This is a genomic window from Polaribacter ponticola (assembly GCF_026191475.2).
In the GTDB taxonomy this organism is placed as follows: domain Bacteria; phylum Bacteroidota; class Bacteroidia; order Flavobacteriales; family Flavobacteriaceae; genus Polaribacter; species Polaribacter ponticola.
In genome coordinates this window covers 2,187,648-2,210,986 of record NZ_JAOSLC020000003.1, presented here as the reverse complement: position 1 = coordinate 2,210,986, position 23,339 = coordinate 2,187,648, and the positions used below count along the sequence as shown (strand labels likewise).

At 28.9% G+C, this 23,339-nt stretch carries 16 protein-coding genes and 3 pseudogenes; 8 read left to right on the top strand and 11 right to left on the bottom strand.

The genetic code is table 11. The annotated features are described in order from the left end of the window. The first annotated feature begins 71 nt into the window (after positions 1-71). Positions 72-3,197, top strand: a complete 3,126-nt coding sequence (locus tag N5A56_RS15210; RefSeq protein ID WP_265726585.1) for a glycosyltransferase family 117 protein — start codon at positions 72-74, stop codon at positions 3,195-3,197. Between the two features lie 71 nt (positions 3,198-3,268). Here N5A56_RS15210 and N5A56_RS15205 read toward each other — a convergent pair whose 3' ends face one another. The 3 genes from N5A56_RS15205 to cphA all read right to left on the bottom strand — a co-directional run bounded on the left by N5A56_RS15205 (position 3,269) and on the right by cphA (position 7,631). Next, positions 3,269-3,562 carry a thioredoxin family protein gene (locus N5A56_RS15205; RefSeq protein WP_265726586.1) on the bottom strand — a complete coding sequence of 98 codons (294 nt, stop codon included), beginning with the start codon at positions 3,560-3,562 and terminating at the stop codon, positions 3,269-3,271. An 87-nt stretch (positions 3,563-3,649) separates the two neighbouring features. Further along, positions 3,650-4,873, bottom strand: a complete 1,224-nt coding sequence (locus N5A56_RS15200; protein ID WP_265726587.1) for a metallophosphoesterase — start codon at positions 4,871-4,873, stop codon at positions 3,650-3,652. Positions 4,874-4,973: 100 nt separating this feature from the next. Further along, positions 4,974-7,631 (bottom strand): cyanophycin synthetase, encoded by a 2,658-nt coding sequence (cphA, locus tag N5A56_RS15195; protein WP_274270531.1) that lies wholly within the window; start codon positions 7,629-7,631, stop codon positions 4,974-4,976. Positions 7,632-7,729: 98 nt separating this feature from the next. Between cphA and N5A56_RS15190 the strand changes: the two genes are divergently transcribed. Beyond that, positions 7,730-8,593: a cyanophycinase gene (locus tag N5A56_RS15190; RefSeq protein ID WP_265726926.1), complete on the top strand. Its 864-nt coding sequence runs from the start codon at positions 7,730-7,732 to the stop codon at positions 8,591-8,593. Between the two features lie 45 nt (positions 8,594-8,638). On the opposite strand, the gene N5A56_RS15185 is transcribed toward N5A56_RS15190, so the two are convergent. The 3 genes and pseudogenes from N5A56_RS15185 to N5A56_RS15175 all read right to left on the bottom strand — a co-directional run bounded on the left by N5A56_RS15185 (position 8,639) and on the right by N5A56_RS15175 (position 10,828). Further along, positions 8,639-8,944, bottom strand: coding sequence for a GIY-YIG nuclease family protein (locus N5A56_RS15185; RefSeq protein WP_265726936.1), 306 nt, complete (start codon positions 8,942-8,944; stop codon positions 8,639-8,641). A 125-nt stretch (positions 8,945-9,069) separates the two neighbouring features. Further along, positions 9,070-9,999, bottom strand: a complete 930-nt coding sequence (locus N5A56_RS15180) for an isoaspartyl peptidase/L-asparaginase family protein (RefSeq protein WP_265726925.1) — start codon at positions 9,997-9,999, stop codon at positions 9,070-9,072. 47 nt (positions 10,000-10,046) lie between these two features. After that, a pseudogene (locus N5A56_RS15175) lies at positions 10,047-10,828 on the bottom strand (amidohydrolase). Positions 10,829-10,896: 68 nt separating this feature from the next. On the opposite strand from N5A56_RS15175, the gene N5A56_RS15170 reads away from it, so the two are divergent. Both N5A56_RS15170 and N5A56_RS15165 read left to right on the top strand, forming a co-directional pair. Then, a complete protein-coding gene (locus N5A56_RS15170; RefSeq protein ID WP_274270530.1) occupies positions 10,897-13,167 on the top strand; it encodes a PD-(D/E)XK nuclease family protein in 2,271 nt (756 codons plus the stop codon). 2 nt (positions 13,168-13,169) lie between these two features. After that, complete coding sequence (locus tag N5A56_RS15165; RefSeq protein WP_337994856.1) at positions 13,170-13,634, top strand: PD-(D/E)XK nuclease family protein; 465 nt, start codon at positions 13,170-13,172, stop codon at positions 13,632-13,634. A 1-nt stretch (position 13,635) separates the two neighbouring features. Here N5A56_RS15165 and N5A56_RS15160 read toward each other — a convergent pair whose 3' ends face one another. Further along, a complete protein-coding gene (locus tag N5A56_RS15160) occupies positions 13,636-14,427 on the bottom strand; it encodes a universal stress protein (protein WP_265726923.1) in 792 nt (263 codons plus the stop codon). A 59-nt stretch (positions 14,428-14,486) separates the two neighbouring features. Between N5A56_RS15160 and N5A56_RS15155 the strand changes: the two genes are divergently transcribed. From N5A56_RS15155 to N5A56_RS15140, 4 genes and pseudogenes are all read left to right on the top strand, one after another. Further along, on the top strand, positions 14,487-15,845 hold the full coding sequence (locus N5A56_RS15155) for an MATE family efflux transporter (protein WP_420793193.1): 1,359 nt from the start codon (positions 14,487-14,489) through the stop codon (positions 15,843-15,845). Between the two features lie 57 nt (positions 15,846-15,902). Beyond that, positions 15,903-16,367: a hypothetical protein gene (locus N5A56_RS15150; RefSeq protein ID WP_265726921.1), complete on the top strand. Its 465-nt coding sequence runs from the start codon at positions 15,903-15,905 to the stop codon at positions 16,365-16,367. 51 nt (positions 16,368-16,418) lie between these two features. Beyond that, positions 16,419-17,827 (top strand): annotated as a pseudogene (locus tag N5A56_RS15145) (sensor histidine kinase). Positions 17,828-17,855: 28 nt separating this feature from the next. After that, positions 17,856-18,638, top strand: a complete 783-nt coding sequence (locus tag N5A56_RS15140; protein ID WP_265726920.1) for an enoyl-CoA hydratase/isomerase family protein — start codon at positions 17,856-17,858, stop codon at positions 18,636-18,638. An 8-nt stretch (positions 18,639-18,646) separates the two neighbouring features. Here the strand turns inward: N5A56_RS15140 and N5A56_RS15135 are convergent, their stop codons facing one another. The 4 genes and pseudogenes from N5A56_RS15135 to N5A56_RS15120 all read right to left on the bottom strand — a co-directional run bounded on the left by N5A56_RS15135 (position 18,647) and on the right by N5A56_RS15120 (position 23,261). Next, a complete protein-coding gene (locus N5A56_RS15135) occupies positions 18,647-19,639 on the bottom strand; it encodes a hypothetical protein (RefSeq protein WP_265726935.1) in 993 nt (330 codons plus the stop codon). Between the two features lie 251 nt (positions 19,640-19,890). Continuing rightward, on the bottom strand, positions 19,891-20,844 hold the full coding sequence (locus N5A56_RS15130) for a patatin-like phospholipase family protein (RefSeq protein ID WP_265726919.1): 954 nt from the start codon (positions 20,842-20,844) through the stop codon (positions 19,891-19,893). Beyond that, positions 20,841-22,636 (bottom strand): annotated as a pseudogene (uvrC, locus tag N5A56_RS15125) (excinuclease ABC subunit UvrC). Before uvrC ends, N5A56_RS15130 begins: the two are co-directional and overlap by 4 nt. 31 nt (positions 22,637-22,667) lie before the next feature. Next, positions 22,668-23,261, bottom strand: coding sequence for a DUF4230 domain-containing protein (locus tag N5A56_RS15120; RefSeq protein ID WP_265726918.1), 594 nt, complete (start codon positions 23,259-23,261; stop codon positions 22,668-22,670). Between the last annotated feature and the right edge of the window lie 78 nt (positions 23,262-23,339).

The following is a 23,339-nucleotide window of genomic DNA, read 5'->3' as shown; positions in this document are numbered from 1 at the left end:
AGAAAAGGAGATAGAACCCACTTATATTCATATTTATTACTAAATTCGCTCAAAGATTATTAAGCTACTTTATGACATCAGAAAACTTTAAAAAATGGAACATCATTTTAGGATGGGTTACATTTGCCATAGCATTAATTACATATACATTAACCCTAGAACCTACCGTTAGCGCCTGGGATTGTGGAGAATACATATCAACCTCGGTAAAACTAGAAGTTGGGCATCCACCAGGTGCACCTCTTTTTCAAATGTTAGGAGCATTTTTTGCAATGTTTACTTCAGACCTTACAGAAATTGCAAAAATGGTAAACTTTATGTCTGCTTTAGCAAGTGCATTTACAATTTTGTTTATGTTTTGGACAATTACCAACCTTGCTAAAAAATTGGCTTTAAAATCTGGAAAATCATCTGAAGGAAAATATATAGCAATTCTAGGTAGTAGTTTAATAGGGTCATTGTCATATACTTTTTCAGATAGTTTTTGGTTTAGCGCAGTAGAAGGTGAAGTATACGCAATGTCTTCATTTTTAATGGCTTTATTGTTTTGGCTTGGTCTAAAATGGGAAAGTGTATTACACGAACCTAGAGGAAATAAATGGTTAATTATTATAAGTTTTGTAGTTGGTTTATCTTTTGGTGTACACATACTTTCATTACTGGTAATTCCTGCAATTGTTATGTTATATTTCTTTAAAACATTTAAAAATATCAACTTAAAATCTACAGCAGTTGCAACCGTAATTTCAGTTTTTGTTTTAATATTAGTTTTTAAATTTATCTTCCCTTTTACATTAAAATTCTTTAGCGCATCAGAATTATTTTTTATCAACTCTGTGGGTTTACCTTATAATTCTGGAAGTATAATTGCGGCAATTGTTTTAATTGTTTTATTCTATTTTGGCTTAAACTATACTAGAAAAAACAATAAGGTTACAGCAAATACCTTAATCCTTTCGTTATTATTTATTATGATTGGTTTTTCTTCTTGGATGATGTTACCAATAAGAGCGAATGCAAACACAACTATTAACGAGAACAATCCATCAAGCGCAAGAGAGTTGTTGGCTTATTATGAGCGTGAACAATATGGAGATGCAAATGTTTTTTACGACACTTATTACTCTAACAAGTATAATGATGATGTTGATGCAAGTAATCCTACAAGAGATGATAAACCTAAATATGAAAAGAAAGACGGCAAGTATGTAATTGTTAATAAATACAAAGGTATTTTACGTAATTACTCTGACAAACATAAAGGTTTCATTCCAAGAATGGTAAATCCGGCTTCAGAAAAAATGTACAAAGCAATTGCCGGTATACCAGCAAATAGCAAACGTAGACCAACTTTTGCAGAGAATATTAAGTTTATGGCAAGTTTTCAATTTGGGTACATGTATGGACGTTATTTTATGTGGAATTTTGTAGGACGTCAAAACGATACTCAAGGTCGATTAGATATTTTTAATGGAAATTGGTTAAGTGGTATTGATTTTATTGACGAAGTAAGATTAGGTTCTCAAGATAAATTACCACCGCAAGTTTTAGAAAACAAAGGGAGAAATAAATATTATTTTTTACCATTAATTTTAGGTATCATTGGTTTATTATATCAAATAAAATGGGATAAAGAAAACTTTTTTACACTCTTTCTATTCTTTGCTTTTACTGGTTTAGCAATTATATTTTATACAAACCCAAAACCTTTTGAGCCTAGAGAACGTGATTATGCCGTTGTAGGTAGTTTCTACATATTTGCCATCTGGATTGGATTTGGTGTTTTAGCTATTTATGAGAAATTAAAACAATTTGGCCCACAAAAATCCATGGCGGTTGCTGTAACATTTATTTCGTTTGTTGCCGTACCATCTTTAATGGCTTTTGAAAATTGGGATGACCATGACCGATCTAACAGATACACAACACATTTAAACGCGCAAGCTTACTTAGAAAGTTGCGATGAAAATGCAATTATGTTTACCATTGGTGATAATGATACATTCCCACTTTGGTATATGCAAGAAGTAGAAGGAATTAGAACCGATGTAAAACTAGTAAATACTAGTTTATTTCAAACAGATTGGTATATAGATCAAATGAAACGAGCTACTTACGACGCAGCTCCAATACCATCTAAATTAACACATGATGAGTATAAATACGGTAGCTTAGATGTTGCATATTCTTATTACTCTAAAGAGTTATATCCTCAACTACATGATTCTATTTTAGATTTAGACACCTACATGAAATGGATAAGAAGCAACAGTAAAAAAACATTCTACGATTTAGATGATGATGGTAACCCAGAAAAAATGTTACCTACAAATAGAATTAGAATACCTGTTAACAAAGAAAATGTTTTAAAATATGGAATTGTAGCTCAAAAAGATGCTGATAAAATTTTACCATATATAGACATTACTGTAGATAGAGCTTTAGCCAAAAACACACTTTTAATGTTAGATATTTTAAATAATTTCGACTGGAAACGTCCAATTTATTTTACTGGAGGCTCTAACACAGATAGTGAGTATATCTGGTTAAAAGATTATTTACAGCTAGATGGTGTTGCATTTAAATTTGTACCAATTAAAACTCCTACAAAAGTTTATGATAAAAACGGAAAACTAGAAAGAGAGTTAAGTTTGTTTGACATAGGTAGAATTGATACAGAGAAAATGTATAAAAACATACAGAAATGGGATTGGAGAAACATAAATGATGGTAAGATATACTTAGATGAGCAAACAAAAAGAAATGCCATTTCTATGAGAAATAGTTTAATGCGTTTATCTAATGCTTTTGCAAAGGAAGGAGATACTTTAAAAGCTGTTGAGGTTTTAGATTTATCTTTAGAAAAATTACCTATTAAAGATTTTGATCATTACAGTTTATCTTTAGAGTACCCAGAAATGTATTATAAATTAGGTGAAAAAGAAAAAGCAAGAGAAAGTGCTAAAACCCTAATTACATTATTTAAAAATAAGTTAATTTGGTTTAGTACTTTTTCTATTGAAGAATTTGATATGATATTTGATGACTTTGATATGACCTTTAGATATCTATACAGAGGTGTTATTGATCAAGTAATACAAAATGATACTGATGAAGATTTTATTACAGAATTACAAGACGATTTTAATAAAACGCTTTCATTATTTAATCATATAATTCCAGAGGAAAATAAATAAAATAAGAAATCTAGTTTATTGATTGTTAAATACAATTAATAAACTAGATCTTTTATTTTAAAAACAGTTTTTTAAACGTACTGCTGTACTAAACCAATTAAGGTATTAGCGTCTTGGAAACCTGTTTGGCGCCACTTCATTACGCCATTTTTATAAATCATAAAAGTAGGATTACCCTTTACACGTAAAGCATCTGCTAGTGTTTCATTCTTTTTGATGTCAATCTTTATAACTTTAGCTCTATCACCTAAAGCAGCTGCTACATCTCTTAAAGTATCAACGCTATTTTCAACCTCGTCCCAATCTGTATAAAAATCGATTAATACGGGTTTATCAACTCCAATTAACTCTCCAAATTTCGTCATAATAGTATGTTTTAAAGGGATAAAAACTCACAGTTACACAATAAGTACTATCACAAATATAGTAATTCTTATTAAATAAGCTGATTATCAAGCTTTTTTCAATTCTATAACCGTAATTTCTGGCCAAATACCCACTCTTCCAGGAAAAGCATGGTAACCAAATCCTCTGTTTACATTTATAAACCTACCTGCTTCTTCATACAAACCTGCCCATTGTTTGTATACAAATTGAGAAGGACTCCATTTAAACCAACCTGGTATTTCTATACCCATTTGTAAACCATGTGTATGACCACTTAAAGTTAAATGATAATTAAAATCGTCTTTTTTTACCTTTTCTTCCCAATGACTCGGATCATGACTCATTAAGATTTTAAAATCTTCTTTTTTAATGTTTGCTGATGCTTTTTGTAAGTCTCCTGCTTGGTTAAATCCTTTTCCCCAGTTCTCTACTCCAAGAAGCGCAATTTTTTGTCCGTCTTTTTCTAAATATCGATGTTCATCTAACAACAAATCAAAACCAATTTTTTTGTGAATATCTTTTACTGCTTTAAAATTATCTTTTTTATCTTCTGGAGATTTCCAATCTATATAATCTCCATAATCATGATTTCCTAAAATTGAATATTTACCTTCTTTAGCTTCTAATTTATCAAAAACATCAATCCAATCATTCATTTCATCAGCAGTATTATTTACAATATCCCCTGTAAAAAGCATAATATCAGATTTTTGCTGATTGATTAAATCTACACCATATTGTATTTTTTCTTTGTTTGTAAAACTCCCAGAATGAATGTCTGAAATTTGAGTAATTGTAAAACCATCAAAAGCGTCTGGTAAATCTTTAAAACTTAATTGATATTTAATTACTTTGTAATTGTATTTTCCTTGAATAATTCCGTAAATAAAAGATGCAAATGGTATTGCTGCCAAACCCAAAGCCAATTGAGAAATAAATTTTCTTCTACTTGGTAGCGATTTTGTTTCTCCAGATGAAATTGCAGAAATTCCTTTTGCAATCCATCTATACATATCTTCTCCAAAGAGCATAATAATTATAACCAATTTTGGAATAGTAAAAGTTAACAACAAACCTACAGCCATTTGAAATTGAGGTGTTTGTCCATCACTTCTAGAATACGTTAGCATTGTTATTAAAAAATTTACATACACTGCTAAACTTAAAAACAGAAATGAAAACCGAACAAATTTGTTTTTAGAAATGGTTTTAAATGCTTGAAAAGCATAAATTTCTACAATTAGAATAATTGCTAATAGAATTATTAAAGGAAAAATCCAACGTGGCATAAAAAAATTTTTGCTAATTTACTTCATTTTAATATGTAATGATTTGGTATTTAGAAGACTTTTAACAAAAAACTCCCAAAATTGGGAGTTTCTTTTTTTATTATTGATTAGGAATATCTTCATTTGTAAACTCATAAAGTTCACTTGCTTCTTTTTCCTTGAGTTCTTTAACCAAATTAAGTGCATCTGGAACCACATCACTACACAATACAATTAATGCATTCTGTGGTGCATTTTTTACTGCGTGTAAAATTGCATCTCTTTCAGATGGAATAATTGTCGTTTTCTTTTTAGGATCTCGTTTTTTAATTCCATCATCTAACATTGTAATTAATTCTTGTTCTGTTTTACCACGTAAACGTTTGTCTTGTCGAATAATAATTTCATCAAACATGTCTGCAGCAATTCCGCCCATTTCATTATTATCTTCTACTCTTCTATCTCCAATTCCTGCTATAATTCCAATTTTTACAGTAGCTTCTAAATTGTCTGTAAATTGTTTTAACGCTCTCATTCCTGCAGGATTATGTGCATAATCAACTAAAATCTGGAAATTTTTAAACTTAAATAAATTTAACCTTCCAGGTGTTTGTGTTGCTGAAGGAATAAATGTTTCTAAAGACATTTTCATATCTTCTAAAGAGAATCCTTTTAAATAAGCTGTTAAAACTGCTGGCAAAACATTCTGAATCATAAATGTTGCTTTTCCTCCATAAGTTAATGGAACATTTACAGCTTTTATAACTCGCATTTTCCATTCTCCTCTACAAATTGTTATAAATCCGTTTTCGTAAATAGCAGATAAACCTCCACGTTTTTGGATTGCTTTTATATGCGGATTATTTTCATCCAAAGAGAATAATGCTACATTACATTCTACATTTTTACGCATTGCATACACTAATTCATCATCGGCATTTAAAATTGCGGTTCCTTCTGGTAAAACTGTTTCTGGTATTACACCTTTTACTTTTGCTAATTGTTCTACTGTATGAATTCCTTTTAAACCTAAATGATCTGCTGCAACGTTGGTAACAATACCTATATCACATTTTTTAAAACCTAAACCCGCTCTTAATAAACCTCCTCTTGCAGATTCTAAAACTGCAAAATTTACGGTTGGATCTCGTAAAACAAATTCTGCACTTGCAGGACCTGTACAATCACCTGTCATTAATAATCTATTCTGAATATAGACGCCATCACTTGTTGTATAACCAACTTTATACCCTTTCATTTTTGCCATGTGTGCAATTAAACGAGTTGTGGTTGTCTTTCCGTTAGTTCCAGAAATTGCAACAATAGGAATTCTAGATGTAGATCCTGGAGGAAATAATTTATCAATTACTGGTGCTGCTACATTTCTTGGCAATCCTTCTGTTGGTGCTAAATGCATTCTAAATCCTGGGCCTGCGTTAACTTCTAAAACAGCTCCACCAGTTTCTGATAATGGTTTAGAAATATCTGTTGTCATTACATCAATTCCACAAATATCTAAATCGATGATTTTAGAAATTCTTTCTGCCATAAATACATTTGCAGGATGTACAATATCTGTTACATCTTCTGCTGTTCCACCAGTACTTAAGTTCGCAGTATCTTTTAAAATTAGTCTTTCTCCTTTTTTAATAACAGAATCTAAAGTATAACCAGCGTCTTTTATTATAGTTTGGGTTAATTCATTTACAGTGATTTGAGTCAACACTTTTTCATGACCATAACCTCTTCTTGGGTCTTTATTTACTTCGTCTATTAAATTTTGAACAGTAGATTTTCCATCACCAATTACATGTGCAGGTGTTCTTAAAGCTGCAGCAACCAATTTGTTATTTATTACTAAAAGTCTATAATCTTCACCTGTAATAAATTTTTCTACAATTATTGCACCACTTTTAGAACTGTTTTTTGCATGTCTAAAACCTTCTAATGCATCTTCATAATTTTGAATATTTACAGTAATTCCTCGTCCATGATTTCCATCTACAGGTTTTATTACTAAAGGATAACCAACGTAAATACACGCATCTTTTAAACTTCTTTCTCTTCTAATAATATCTCCTCTTGGAACTTCTACTTCTGCTTGTTCTAATAAATATTTTGTATCTTCTTTATCACATGCTAATTCAACACCAATACTACTGGTTTCACTTGTAACAGTTGCTTGAATACGTTTTTGATTAGCTCCATAACCCAATTGAACTAATGAATATTGATTTAAACGAATCCAAGGAATTCCACGTGCTTCTGCTTCTTCAACAATAGAACCTGTACTTGGCCCTAAACGTGAACTTTCTCTTAATTCTCTCATTTCTTGAATATCTTCTTCAAGATCATAAGTTTCGCCAGCAATTAAGGCTTCACAAATTCTAACTGCAGATTTTGCTGCATATCTACCAACATTTTCTTCTAAATAAGAAAAAACTACACTATAAACACCTTCTTCTCCATAACCTCTGGTTCTTCCAAAACCTGTGTCCATTCCTGCTAAAGTTTGAATTTCTAAGGCAATATGTTCAATAATATGTCCCATCCAAGTTCCATCATCAACTCTCATAAAAAATCCACCTTCACAACCTTCAGAACAACGATGAGAATACATTGTTGGAAACATTGCTTTTAATCTTTCAGAAAATCCATCTACCTTATTAGAAGGTCTTTCTTCCATTTCTTCAAGGTCCAAAACCATAACAATTAGTTTATGTCTTCTAACAGACCAATAATTTGGTCCTCTCATTGCATTGATATTTACTATTTTCATCTTTGGATTGTTTAATTAGTTTGAAAGTTCATAAATATATACATTTTTAGATAAAAATTCCTTTATTTTTGCATCTAGATAAAAGCAATTAATTTTTTATGAAAATGATTAAAGGAACATTAATTCCTATTGGCGGAAATGAGGATAAAGGAATTGAAGAAAATGAACAATATACACAAGAGTTTATTAGCGAAGGTATTTTATATCATGTTGTAAAAGAAGCTGGTGGTATTGATGCAAATATTATTGTAATACCTACAGCTTCAAGTATTCCTGTTGAAGTTGGAGAAAATTATATAGATGCTTTTACAACTTTAGGATGTAAGAATGTTACAGTTCTAGACATTAGAAGTAAAGAAGATTCTGAAAAAGAAAGCTCAATCAATTTGATTAAAACAGCAGATTGTGTGATGTTTTCTGGTGGAGATCAATCTAAAATTACCGATAAAATTGGAGGAACTACCATTCATAAAATTTTAGCAGATCGTTATAAAAACGAAGAAGGTTTTGTAATTGCTGGCACAAGTGCAGGTGCAATGGCAATGGCAAATGAGATGATTGCTGGTGGAAGTGCAACTGAAGCTTTTATTAAAGGTGCTGTTGATATGTACAAAGGATTAAATTTAATTCCTGAATTAATTATCGACACGCATTTTATTAAAAGAGGTCGTTTTGGAAGACAGTCTGAAGCTGTTGCAAAACATCCTAATTTAATTGGAATTGGACTTGCAGAAGACACAGGAATGATTATAAAAAATGGTAGCGATTGTACTGTAATTGGCTCTGGAATGGTTATTATTTTTGACGGAAGTAAACTTACCCACAATAACGAAAAAATATTAGAAGAAGGTACACCAATGACGATGGCAAACCTAAATATTCATGTACTTTCTAATAGTGATATGTACTCTATAAAAGACAGAAAAGTTTCTGTTTTAGCTATTGATGCTCCTTTTATTTAAGAGTTTATTTTATCATTCAGGACGAGTTACGGAGTGAAGAATCTCTTAAATATCATTATTTAGAAAACTCCAAGTTGGATTAAAACTTAAAATCAAAGTTTCTTTTTTTGATCTACTCCAACCTTTAATTTGCTTTTCTCTATCTATAGCAACATTAACATCTTGAAAATTTTCGTGATAAATTAAATAAAAAAATTTGTATTTAGTAGTAAATGCTTTTGAAAAAGGTTCTGGATTTTGATGAAAATATAATCGTTCTTTTAAGTTATTTGTAACTCCAGTATATAAAACAGTTTTTGTTTTATTTGTTAGTATATAAACATAGTAATTATGAGTTCCTAAAGTTTTCATATTACTAAAATAATATTTCTTTTCCTTTTGAGATTCTTCGGTCATGCTTCCCTCTGAATGACAAACAATAATTATTAGAAGAATTTAAATGTCATTCAGAACGGAAAGTAACGAAGTGAAGAATCTTACTTATAAATAGAAACTTCTTCTTTTCCGTTAGAAGATTTACTTGCACGATACATTCCTTCTGTGTTAAAAGGCATTGCAATATTTCCTTTTGCATCCACTGCAATTAGGCCTCCATCACCACCAATTTCTAAAATTCTTTTATTAATTACTTCGTTGGAAGCTGATTCTACAGACATTTCTTTATGTTCCATTAAACACGCAACATCATAAGCTACAACTCCACGGATAAAAAACTCACCACTACCTGTACAAGAAATTGCACATGTTTTATTGTTAGCATAATTTCCTGCACCAATCATCGGAGAATCTCCTACTCTACCAAACTTTTTGTTTGTCATTCCTCCTGTTGAAGTTGCTGCAGCAATATTTCCATTTTTATCACAAGCTACTGCACCAACTGTTCCGAATTTTGAATCTTTTTTCTTTGCATGATCTAACTGAAAACTATCTGTATCTTTAATTTCTAACCATTGATTATGACGAAATTCATCATAAAAATAAGCATCATCTTCAATAGTATAATCATTCATTTTTGCAAATTGCATAGCTCCTTCTCCAGCCAAAAAAACATGTTCACTTTTTTGCATTACATCTTTTGCTAAAGAAACCGGATTTTTAATTCCGCTAATTAAAGAAACAGCACCAGCATTTAATGTCTTTCCATCCATAATTGCAGCATCCATTTCATGTGTTTCATTTGCTGTAAAAACTGAACCTTTTCCGGCGTTAAATAAATGAGAATTTTCTAAAACAATTACTGCTTTTTCTACTGCATCTAATGAATTCCCTCCGCTTTCTAAAATGGTATAACCAGCATCTAAAGCTAATTTTAAAGCCGATTTATATTGCGCCTCTAATTCAGAAGTCATCATTCCTTCTACTAAAGTTCCTGCTCCACCATGAATGGCTATTGAAAAATTATTCATTCTTAATTATTTTATCAAAATGCAAAAATACATTTTCAAATTAAAGTCTATTCATTAAAACTAAAAAAATCTTTATCATTTAAAAAACCAAGTTTCTCTCTCATTTTATTTTGATTGTTTTTTTCGATTTTAAAACTCAAAATACCAACTTCATTTTTTTGTAAACTAGAAACTTCATTGCCTAAATAATCTACAATTAAAGAATTTCCAGAATATTTATAATTATTAGCATCTTTTCCTGTTCTATTAATACCAACAACATAACTCATGTTTTCAATTGCTCTTGCTTTTAAAAGTGTATCCCAAGCTTTAATTCTTGCTATTGGCCAATTTGCCATGTATATTAGTAAATCATAATTTTCTGTGTTTCTAGCCCAAACAGGAAACCTTAAATCATAACAGATTAATGGACAAATTTTCCATCCTTTAAAAGTAATAATTATTTTTTCTGTACCAGAAGTATATACTTTATCCTCACCAGCTAATGTAAAAGAATGTCTTTTATCATAGGTTTCAATTTTCCCTGAAGGATGTACAAAAACAAGTCGATTGTAAAATTTATTTTTTTCTTGAATTACCAAACTTCCAGTAATTGCAATTTGCTTTTCTAATGCTATTTTTTGCATCCAAGAAACAGAAATTCCCCCATTTTTTCTGCAACATTTTTAGGGTTCATTGTAAATCCTGTTGTAAACATTTCTGGCAAAACAACTAAATCTGTATTTTCTGATAAAGTGTGTATTTTTTCTTCAAAAGAAATTAAATTTTTCGTTGAGTTTTCCCAAAATAAATCAGCTTGAATTCCTACAACATGTAATTCATTCTTCATGAAAATAAATTTTAAGATTAAAGACATATAAATGTAAGTTTTTGTAATTTAGAAAACCAAAAAAAGCTATGAAATCTTTTATTTCTGATACTCTTGATGATATTTTACTAACAACAAAATCTTTTGAAAACGTTATTTTTGTTCTACCATCTCAAAGAGCTAAAGTATTTGTAAAACAAACTTTTAAAGATAAAATATCTGTAGGTTTTCTTCCAGAAATGTTAAACGTTGAACAGTTTATTCAACAAATTTCTGGTGTACAAAAAGCAGATAACATTCAACTGTTATTTCATTTTTATACAATTTATAAGTCTGTAGAAAAAAATCCAGACTCTTTTGACACTTTCTCTTCTTGGGCAATAACTGTATTACAAGACTTTAATGAAATAGATCAACATTTAATAAATACAAAAGAAATTTTTACCTACTTAAGAGATATAGAAAGGTTGAGAAAATGGTCTGTAAAAGGAACTTTTAAAGAAACCGATTTAATTAAAGATCATTACTCTTTTTTAGAAAGGTTAAACAATTATTATACTGCTTTTTACAAGTTTTTAATTGATGAAAACTTAGGATATCAAGGTTTAATGTATAGAGAAGCTAGTAAAAAAATTGATGCTTTTTTAAATAAAAAAGGTGATACTAAAATATTTTTTATTGGTTTTAATGCATTAAATAAAGCGGAAGAACTCTTGTTTCAAAAAGTGTTGGAAAGTGGAAATTCTGAAGTCTATTGGGACATAGATGAGACCTTTTTTAATTCTAATCATCAAGCAGGGAAATTTATTAGAAAATACAAAAAAGAATGGAAGTATTATGAAAAAAACAGTCTTAAAAACTTATCGAATAAATTTTCTTTGCCAAAGAAAATAGAAGTTATTGGAGCAGCAAAAAACAATACTCAAATAAAATATATTGGAGAAATTTTAGAAGAAAATATTAGTTTTAAAAATACGGCATTAGTATTAGCAGATGAAACATTACTACCAATTACCTTAAATTCTTTACCTAAAAATATTAATGCAATTAATATTACTATGGGCTATCCTTTAAAAGATATTCCTGCAACAAACTTATTGTCTTCAATATTTCAACTCTTTATATCTCAAGAAAAATTACAAAAAAACCTTTTAAATGAATTTTACTATAAAGATGTTATTCGTTTTCTTAAACATCAATCTATTTATAGTTTAATTCCTAATATTGAAACATTTACTACAGAAATAGCTAAAGAAAATCAAACATTTATAAGTACAAATCAGATCTCAATATTTTTAGAGAATGAAACTTCAGAAATTAAAAATAATATCTTAAATATATTTAAACCTCTAGATTCTATTTCTAATTTTATAGATAGAATTTTAAAATTAATTGAACTTTTAAAAGAAGATACTAATGCTCTAGAAAAAGAGTATTTATTTCGCTTTTATACAGCTTTTACACAATTAAAAACACTACAAAATGAGTTTAACTATTTTACAGATTTAAAAATATTATCACAATTTTTTAAGCAATTAATAGCATCTGAAAACTTATCCTTTCAAGGAGAACCATTAAAAGGGTTACAACTAATGGGAATGTTAGAAACTAGAGTTTTAGATTTTGAAAACATCATTCTAGCACCTGCTAATGAAGGGGTTTTACCTGCTAGTAGCCAGCAAAACTCTTTTATCCCTTTTGATGTAAAAATAGAATTTGGATTACCAACTTACAGAGAAAAAGATGCAATTTTTTCTTACCATTTCTTTCGCTTAATACAAAGAGCAAAAAATGTATTTATACTTTACAATACAGAACATGATGTTTTTGGAAGTGGAGAAAAAAGCAGGTTTGTTACACAATTAGAAATGATGAGAACAGATATTATTCAGAAAATTATATCTCCTAAAATTTCAACCAAAAAAATAGAATTAAAAATTATTGACAAAAACCAACTTGTTTTAGATCGATTAAAAGAAATTGCTAAAAGTGGATTTTCTCCTTCTTCTTTAACGAGCTACCTATATAATCCTGTCGCATTTTATAAACAGAAAATTATTAAAATTAAAGAGTTTGATGATGTAGAAGAAACTGTAGCTTATAACACTTTAGGTACTGTTGTACATGAAACATTAGATGAATTATATAAACCTTTTATTGGAAAATTCTTAACAACAAGTACCATTGTAGAAATGGAGAAAATTGCCCCTACTCTGGTTAATAAACACTTTAAAATTCATTTTAAAAATGGAGATTTAACCACTGGTAAAAATCGTTTAATATTTGAAGTAGCAAATAGGTTTGTAGCTAATTTCTTAGCACAAGAAAAAAACTTCTATCAGATAAAAAGAACCAATTAAAAATTATTGCTACCGAAGAAAATTTAGCTGCAGAAATAGATATTGATGGAATTAACTTTCCTATAAAACTACATGGAAATGTAGATAGAGTTGATGAGTTAAATGGCGAAGTTAGAATTATTGATTATAAGTCTGGAATGGTAAAAGCTACAGAACTTAAAGTCCTAGATTTTGAAGTCCTTAGAGAAAAAGAACAATACAAAGCCATACAAGTTTTATTGTATGCTTTTCTATTTACAAAAAGTAAAAACTTCAATCCTACAAAAAAAATAAAAGGAGGTATTTTTTCATTTAAAAATCTGAACCAAGGGTTTTTATCTATAAACTTCTCTTCAAAACCTAAAAACCCCGACACAGTTATAACTCAAGAAAAACTAGATGATTTTATAACTGAACTAAAAAAGTATATTAAAGAAATATACAATTCAGAAATTAGCTTTATTGAACCGGCAGATTTAAAATATTAGTTTACTTTCCTTTTAAAATAAGTAAAGGTACGTTTGCATAAAATTCTTCTTTTAAAATTGTGCTCTTTTCCCACAATTTTTTAAAGAAACCTCTTTTACGTCTAAAAACACATAACATATCTGGATTATGAGTTTTAATGTGCTCTAAAACACCCTGAAACGTAGTTGCGTTCTCAGTAACTGTAAGAGATGATTTTAATAGTTCTAAATCTTTATTTAAAACCAAATCTTCTTCTGTATAACTTGGTGTTTTAACTAATAGTAAATTTACTTTAGGATTAAACTTACTAACAAAGAACTTTAAAGGATTTAAAGCCGTTTTACTTTTTACTGTAGCAGATTTAAAAGCCATCAAAACATTTTTAACCTCGATATATTTATAACCATTTGGCACAGTTAACATTGGTAAATTTGTTTTTTTAACAATACTACCAGCTGTTTTACCTAAAAAAATTTCTTCTTTAATAGAGTTACTTTTTGCACCAACTATAACTAAGTCTATACCTAATTCATTATCTATAGCCTCTATGCTATCTGCAACAGAACCTTTTGCAGAAATTAGCTTTACATCAACATTTTTTCTATCTACAGAACTTACCATCGTTCTTAAATACAAATTAGTTTCTCGTTCTATAATACTATCTACATTTTTCATTGTTCCTGCTTTAGTTTGAGAACTATACGCTCTAAAAACAAAAACTTTTGCATTAATACCAGAAGCAAAATCAATTGCATATTGTAAAGTATTATGAGCGCTTTCTGTAGATCCGATAGGTACTAAAACATGTTGCATAATATAGTATTTTAAGCTGCAAAGTTACTCAATTTTCAGAAAGTAGAAACTTTTTAGATATGTACCTTTGTAAAAAATTACTTTTTGTGAATACAGTTTTAAGTTTTAAACAAATTAATAAACTTGCAATACCAGCTTTAATTGCAGGTATTGCAGAACCATTACTATCTATTACAGACACAGCAATAATAGGTAATATTAATAGTAATGCTACAGAAAGTTTAGCTGCTGTTGGTATTGTAGGGGCTTTTATTTCTATGTTAATTTGGGTTTTTGGACAAATTAGAAGTGCTATTTCCTCTATAATTTCTCAATATGTTGGGGCAAATAAATTAGAAGAAGTAAGAACTTTACCTGCACAAGCTATAGCTATAGTCGTTATTGGAAGTTTATTAGTACTAACAATCTCTTATCCTTTTGCTAAAGAAATCTTTCAATTTTACAATGCTGCTGATTCGGTTTTAGAATATTGCATTACTTATTTTAAGATTCGAATTTTTGGGTTTCCTTTTTCTTTATTTGTATTTGCTGTTTTTGGAACTTTTAGAGGGTTACAAAATACTTTTTACCCAATGGTTATTGCAATTATTGGCGCCTTATTAAATATAGTATTAGATATCTTACTCGTTTATGGGATAGAAGGTTTTATTCCAGCAATGAATATTGAAGGAGCTGCATATGCGAGTGTTTTTGCACAAATAACTATGGCTGTAATAGCATTAATTCTCTTAAAAAAGAAAACATCAATTTCATTAAAACTAAGTTTTAAGCTTCATAAAGAAATTCCGAATTTATTAAACATGATTGGGAATTTATTTATTAGAACAATTGCATTAAATACAGCTTTATTTTTTGCTACGTCTTATGCTACTGGATATGGAAAAGAATACATTGCAGCATACACAATAGGCTTAAATCTATGGCTTTTAGGTGCTTTTATGATTGATGGTTACTCGAGTGCTGGTAATATTTTGTCGGGTAAATTACTAGGCGCTAAAGATTATAAAACTTTAGTGGAACTGAGTAAAAAACTTACACAATATGGAGTTATTTCAGGGTTGATTATAGCTACATTTGGATTCCTTTTTTACAATTCTATTGGTGGAATTTTTTCAAAAGATCCGTTAGTCTTAGAACAATTCTATAACGTTTTTTGGATTTTAATTTTAACACAACCCATAAATGTTATTACTTTTATTTTTGATGGAATGTTTAAAGGTATGGGGGAAATGAAATATCTAAGAAATGTTCTTATTTTATCTACTGGACTTGTTTTTATACCTAGTTTATTATTTTTTGATTGGTTAGGTTATAAATTAATGGCAATTTGGATAGCATTTACTTTATGGATATTAGCAAGAGGAATACCTTTAGTTCTTAAATTTAGAAAAAAGTTTTTACCGTTAGTTAATTCATAACTCCTATTTTGTAAACGCTTTTTTATTTACTTATCTTGTCCTTTTAATTTTTGTGAAATGAAAACTAATAAAATTCTGTTGATTTTTCTTTTTGGAATGCTTCTTGCTAGTTGTAAAAAGGAAAAAAGCCTAAAGAATTATATGACAAACTCTTGGGAAACTACCTATTTAAAAATAGAAATGCCAACTGTTAACAAGACAGATTCTACTAGTGTTTATGAAGATAAGTTTGAAAATAACACTATGAGAGTAGCACAGTCTAAATACAATAAAGATGGCACATTTTCTGCTTGGTTTAGAAACAAAACTGGAGAAAAAAATAGTGAATCGAATGGGCTTTGGTCTGTAAAAAATGATACACTACATATCGAATACTTTTATGCAGGTAGGGAAGTAAAAGTAGATTATAGAATTACTAGAATAGAAAACGGATTTAAAGCAATTAGCCTGTATGATTGGGATGAAGATGGTGATTATGATGATACTTTATGGATGGAAACTAAACGCTTAAAAACAGAATAAATATTGTTAAAATTCAAAAACATATCACTTAGAATACGTATCTTTTTATCCATGATCTTATTGGTGTTACTTGCATCAATACTAATCTTAGTAGTAACTGTAATTCAGTACGATGAGCAAACCAAAGATTATAACATTCAAAGATTTGAACGTAAAGAAGCAACTACAAAACAAATAATAGATTTAGAGTTAACCAGTAAGACTTCTTATGCCATAAAAACAGAAAATTTGCGTAAAATCTTTTACGAACGTATCTATGAGATATCATCCATAAATAAGTTAAACATAACCATTTTCGATTTACATGGAAACCTTTTAATTTCCTCAAAAACAAATGCTTTTGAAAAAAATAATATAGAGCCTCTTAATTCTGGTTTATTAAATGAATTAGCGCAAAACTCTAATCATAGAATTCCTAAATCTAGCGTAGCAAACGGTATTGGTTATCAATCATCTTTCTCATATATAAACGACCCAAAATTTAAAAGAATTGGTGTTTTAGAACTTCAATTTACTCAAGATAATTCTGAAATTGAAAAAGAATTACAAGAATTTTTATCAAGGTTAGGATTTGTGTATTTATTAATGTTTCTAATTGCTATTGCTTTAGCGTATTTTTTATCTAGTTATATTACAAGGTCTATTCAAACTATTTCCGATAAAATGCAACAAACTCGTTTAAACGAGCGAAATGAAAAAATTATTTTAAATGCTGCTAGCTCAGAAATAGAAGTTTTAGTTGAAGCTTACAATAGTATGATTGATCAACTAGAAGAAAGTGCTGCTAAATTAGCTAAAAGTGAGCGTGAACAAGCATGGAGAGAAATGGCTAAACAAGTAGCGCATGAAATAAAAAATCCGCTAACTCCAATGCGCTTAACTGTGCAAAGTTTTGAAAGAAAATTTAATCCACAAGAAGAAAACATTAAAGAAAAACTTGCAGAATACAGTAAAACTTTAATTCAACAAATAGACGTAATGAGTTCTATAGCTTCAGCTTTTTCTGACTTTGCAAAAATGCCTTCTCAAAAAGGGAAAGAATTGAAGTAATTGGTGTTGTAAAATTAGCTTTAGATATCTTTAATGAAGGTTTTATTAATTATATGCCAAAAGAAAAAGAGTTATTTGGTAATTTAGATAAAACACAATTAATTAGAATTGTTACCAATTTAGTTAAAAATGCAATGCAAGCTTCAGAAAAAGAAGAGCAACCAATAATTAATGTAGTCGTTTTATCAGAAAATGAAAACATAAAAATTACTGTTTCAGATAATGGAAAAGGAATTGCAGATAATGTTAAAGAATTAATTTTTGAACCAAAATTTACTACAAAAACAAGTGGAATGGGATTAGGTTTAGGTATTATTAAAAACATTATAGAAGCTTATGACGGCTCTATTTCTTTTACCTCAGAAGAAGGAAAAGGAAGTATTTTTACTGTAATTTTACCAAAAGAATAAAAATCGAATAACATCAAATTTTAATACTATGAAATTTCAAAATATTTTAGTCGCAAAAAACAACAACCTAGCACAAGTAACTATTAATAGACCAAAAAAACTTAACGCATTAAATAAAGCTACAATAGAAGAATTAAACGTAGCTTTTGAAGCTTTAGAAGATGATGAAAACATAAAGGTAATTATACTTACAGGTAGCGAAGAAAAAGCATTTGTAGCTGGTGCAGATATTTCTGAATTTGCACACTTTTCTGTTAATGAAGGAGGTGGTTTAGCAAGACAAGGACAAGAAATGTTATTTAATTTTATAGAAAATTTATCTACGCCAGTAATTGCTGCTATAAACGGATTTGCTTTAGGAGGAGGATTAGAGTTAGCTATGTCTTGTCATTTTAGAATTGCTTCTAATAATGCAAAAATGGGCTTACCCGAAGTTTCTTTAGGTGTAATACCTGGTTATGGTGGTACTCAACGCTTACCTCAACTAGTTGGTAAAGGAAAAGCAATGGAATTAATTATGACTGCGGGTATGATTACTGCAGATGATGCTTTAAGTTGTGGTTTGGTAAACCATTTAACAACTCAAGAAGAATTAATGCCTCTAGCGGAAAAAATTGCTAGTAAAATTATGCGTAATTCTTCTGTAGCAATTTCTGCAGCTATTAAAGCAGTAAATGCAAATTTTGTAGATGGTATAAATGGATTTGACGTAGAAATTGAAGCATTTGGTAATTGTTTTGGAACAGAAGATTTTAAAGAAGGTACAACTGCATTTTTAGAGAAAAGAAAACCTTCTTTTCCTGGTAACTAATTTATTGATTAAAACCAAAATCCTAAATTAAACAACCAATAGCTTTGACGATTATCTGGAGACCAACTGTACTTTAACTCAATTGGCCCAAGGATACTGTTATAGCTATAACCCAATGCATAACCAGATAAAATATCTTTAAACACATCTATATCTTTAAATACATTACCATCTAAACGTGCATAATTTGCAATAATGCTAGCGTAATGGTTTTCTGCAAAACGATATCTAAAGTTTAATTCTGTTTTTAAGAATGAGTTATTAGATAGTTCTGCAAAGTCGTAACCATACATAGAAACAAATGTATTAATGTAATTTTGATTGTAACCACCTAAATAAAAATCAAACACATCTGAAGCAGGACTATCTAAAGTAAAGCCTGCTTCATTTGTCATTTGAAAAGTAACTTTATCCGCAAAAGTAGTTGCAAAACCTAGAGTTCCTTTTGCCTGTAAAAAAGGGTTAAAATCGTTATTATAATCCGAAGATCTTAAGTACCATTTTAAATTTAAATCCGCAAAATATCCTTTTGAAGCAAAATATTTTTTATCGTAAGTATCTAACTTTAAATATCCGAAAGCATTATAATAATTACTATTATCTATAATAGTTTCATTGTTATTATTTGTAATAGTTTCTGTACTTGCTTTTATGTGTTTCTGCTCTAAACCTATGCCTAAAGCAAATTTTCGATCAAAAGTAGTTTGTACAAAAAGTTGATTCGTTATATCTGTATATTTTAAATTGATACTACTAACAGTTGGGTATTGAGAAACCAAAGAATTAAATTTAGAATTTGCTCTAAAATGATTGTACCTAGATCTAAAACCATAACTAATATAGAATCCATTATCTACAAAATAATTAAGATTAAAGCGTAAATTATCTCCTAAAATAGCATCAAAAGAAAGTAAGTCATTATTTGTAAAAACGTGCTTTTGACTATAATTTGTCAGTACACCAGACTTATAAAGAAAATCGTAATGAGCCCCTAAACTTATAGATGCATTTTCTGTAGATTCTTTTAAATTAAAATTTAAAAGATAAGATTTATCTTTCTTTTTCTTTAATTGATATTCTATTCTCTCGTAATTTTTTGTGGCAGTTAATAAATAAATTCTTTTTGATATTTCTTTTCGAGAAATACTATCTCCTTCTTTTATATTTAGTTTACCTAAAACAAAAGCTCTAGTATAATTTTTACTCCCAGTTAATCCTATTTCTGAAATGTGCTTTTTTCCTGAAATTATATTTACTTTTTTCTTTTCTTTTTATTAGTTTGTTTCGCTGCAATTTCAGTAAATATCTTTGTGAATTTTTTAGCTTCTACCTCACCTCTTTCTAGTATTTCATCTTTTTTATCAAAATCTACCACACTATATTCAAAAATATCCGGATGTATATAAACATCTAATTTTTCTTTTTCTTCTTTACTTTTATTATACATCTGATAACTAACTATCTGATTTAAAATTGATATTACTGAAGTTAGTTTTTCTTTTTTATACAACTTACCTTCAACATCTACCCCAATAACAATATCCATACCTTTTGATTTCATTATTGAAACTGGAAAATTATTTGCAATTCCGCCATCTACTAAAAGTTTGCTATCAAAAATTACAGGATCCAATAATGTTGGAAAAGAACCACTAGCCCTTAAAGCTAGAGGTAAAGAACCCTTTTCTAAAACAACTTCTCCACCATTTTCTACATCTGTAGCAATACAGAAAAATGGGATCGGTAATTTAGAGAAATCATCTAAGTTTTCTGTAGAATCTAGTAATTCAAATAAAAAACTAAGTATATTTTGTCCTCTAGAAACAGCTTTTGGCAAACCTATTTTACCACTCTTTACAGGTAAAGTTATCATTGTTTTTTCTAAATATTCTTTTTCGAAAAACGTAGATGTACTTCTTGGTATAATGTCTCTTAAAAGGCTTTCGAAATCTGTATTTTTTATGACTTCTTCTATCTGAATTGCAGAAAAACCAGCAGCGTATAAGCCACCAACAATTGCTCCCATACTTGTACCGCCAATATAATCTAATTGAATTCCTGCTTTATCAATCTCTTTTAAAACAGCTACATGAGCAAAGCCTTTTGCGCCACCACCGCTTAAAACTAAACCTACTTTAGGCTGCTTCTCTTGACTGTAAAAAACAGCAGAAATAGATAATAAAAAGATGATTAAATAATTTTTCATTTTTTTGTTGGATGAAAATATTGATACACTTTTATAGCTCTTGAATTTCCAATAACTTCTTTTAAATCTTCAAATAAAGCTTCTTTAACTCGTTTAGCCGATTTAAATTTACGTAATAAAGTAGTAATGGTCTGTTTACCAATATCAGGAATTTGCTCTAACTCAGATTGTATTGCACTTTTACTACGTTTATTTCTATGAAAAGTTATACCAAATCTATGAGCTTCATTTCTTAAATATTGTGTAATTTTTAAAGTTTCAGATTTTTTATCGAGATATAAAGGAATAGGATCATCTGGATAATAAATTTCTTCTAAACGTTTAGCAATTCCAATTATAGCTATCTTACCACGCAAACCTAAAATATCTAAACTTTTTAATGCCGAAGATAACTGACCTTTTCCTCCATCAACAATTATCAATTGAGGCAACGGCTCTTCTTCTGCTAATAAACGTTTATACCTTCTATAAACTACCTCTTCCATAGAGGCAAAATCATCTGGCCCTTCTACCGTTTTTATATTATAATGTCTGTAATCTTTTTTACTTGGTTTTCCGTCTTTAAAAACTACACAAGCTGCTACAGGATTTGTACCTTGAATATTCGAATTATCAAAACATTCTATATGCCTAGGTTCTTCATTCAAACGTAAATCTTTTTTCATTTGCGCCATGATTCTTTTTACATGTCTATCTGGATCTACAATTTGTACTTGCTTAAATTGTTCTTGCCTATAGTATTTTGCGTTTCTTTCAGAAAGTTCAACAATACGCTTCTTATCACCTAATTTTGGAATTGTAACTTTTAAATTCTCTCCTAAATTAACCTTAAAAGGAACATATATTTCTGGTGATTGAGAATCGAAACGCTGTCTTATTTCTACAATAAATAATTCTAATAATTCTTTATCAGACTCTTCTAATTTTTTCTTAATTTCTGTTGTATGAGACTGAATAATAGACCCATTTGAAATTTTTAAAAAATTAGCATAACCATGGGTTTCATCAGAAATAATAGAAAAAACATCTACGTTATTTATAGAAGGATTTATAATTGTAGATTTTGCTTGATAATTGCTTAATAAACTAAGTTTTTCTTTAATTTTTTGTGCTTCTTCAAACTCCATTTCTTTAGCGAAGTTCAGCATCATATCTTGAAATTTTTCTAAACTATTTTTAAAATTCCCTTTAATAATATTTCTAATTTCTTTTATAGATTCGTTGTAGTTCGCTTCAGTTTCTAAAGCTTCACAAGCACCTTTACAATTTTTTAAATGATATTCTAAACAAACTTTATACTTGCCTTCATTTATATTTTGATGGCTTAAATCGTATTTACAAGTTCTTAAAGGATATAATTCTTTAATTAAATCTAATAAAACTCTAACAGTTCTTACAGAAGTATAAGGTCCAAAATATTCTGAGCCATCTTTAATAACCCTTCTGGTCATAAAAATTCTTGGAAAACGCTCTTTTTTGATACAAAGCCAAGGATAACTTTTATCATCCTTTAACAGTACATTATAACGTGGTTTGTATTTTTTAATTAAATTATTTTCTAATAAAAGAGCATCTGTTTCTGTGTTAACAACAATGTGCTTTATTTTAACAATTTTTTTTACAAGAACTCTAGTCTTGCCATTTTCATGATTTTTATTAAAGTAAGAAGCAACTCTTTTTTTAAATTCTTAGCTTTACCAACATATATAATTACATCTTCTTTATCAAAATATTGATAAACACCTGGTTCATTTGGTAAAGTTTTTACTTGAAGTTCTAAAGATGATGGCATAGAACGAAATTACGTATTTTAGAAATATAAATTAGTCTATTTTACTATCTAAATCAATTAAAAAACTAGAACCAGTATTATCTACAACTTGCCAATTATAAATTGCCGACAATTGATAAACCTTAGAAATTTCCTCAAAAAATCGAGTTTTAGCTTCTTTTTTTAAACTAGAGATATCTGCAGTTTGCTTAATTTTTTCGATACTTTTTTGATTGATTTTATTCAACTCTTCTTTTGAAAATGAATTAAACTGACTTTGTTTTAAATCGAAATACTTTACATCTGGAGCAATTGTAATTTCCTCTTCTGGAATTTTATTAATATAAATCTTTTTCGATGTAGAATCTATCTGAATATCTAACTTAGATAAATTATAACCAACTTCAACTTTTGCGTTTACAGTAACAATTGCTTGTTTATCGAAAGAAACATAATCGTAAAAATATTTTTTAGAATCAGAAAAGTTATAAACTTCAGAAAAATTTCCGCTTGAAACAACCAGTTTACTCATGTTTTTAATTGAGTTTACTACAACATCAATTTCCTCATTAGTTTGTTGATTATCATTTCTTTGATACCAAAATTTAGCGATAAAAAAAACTAGAATATATCTTGAAACACGCATTTGTTTAAAGTTTAAATGAATAGAGACAAGTTAGTAAAAATGATTATAAATATTTAACTAATACAACACTACACTAAA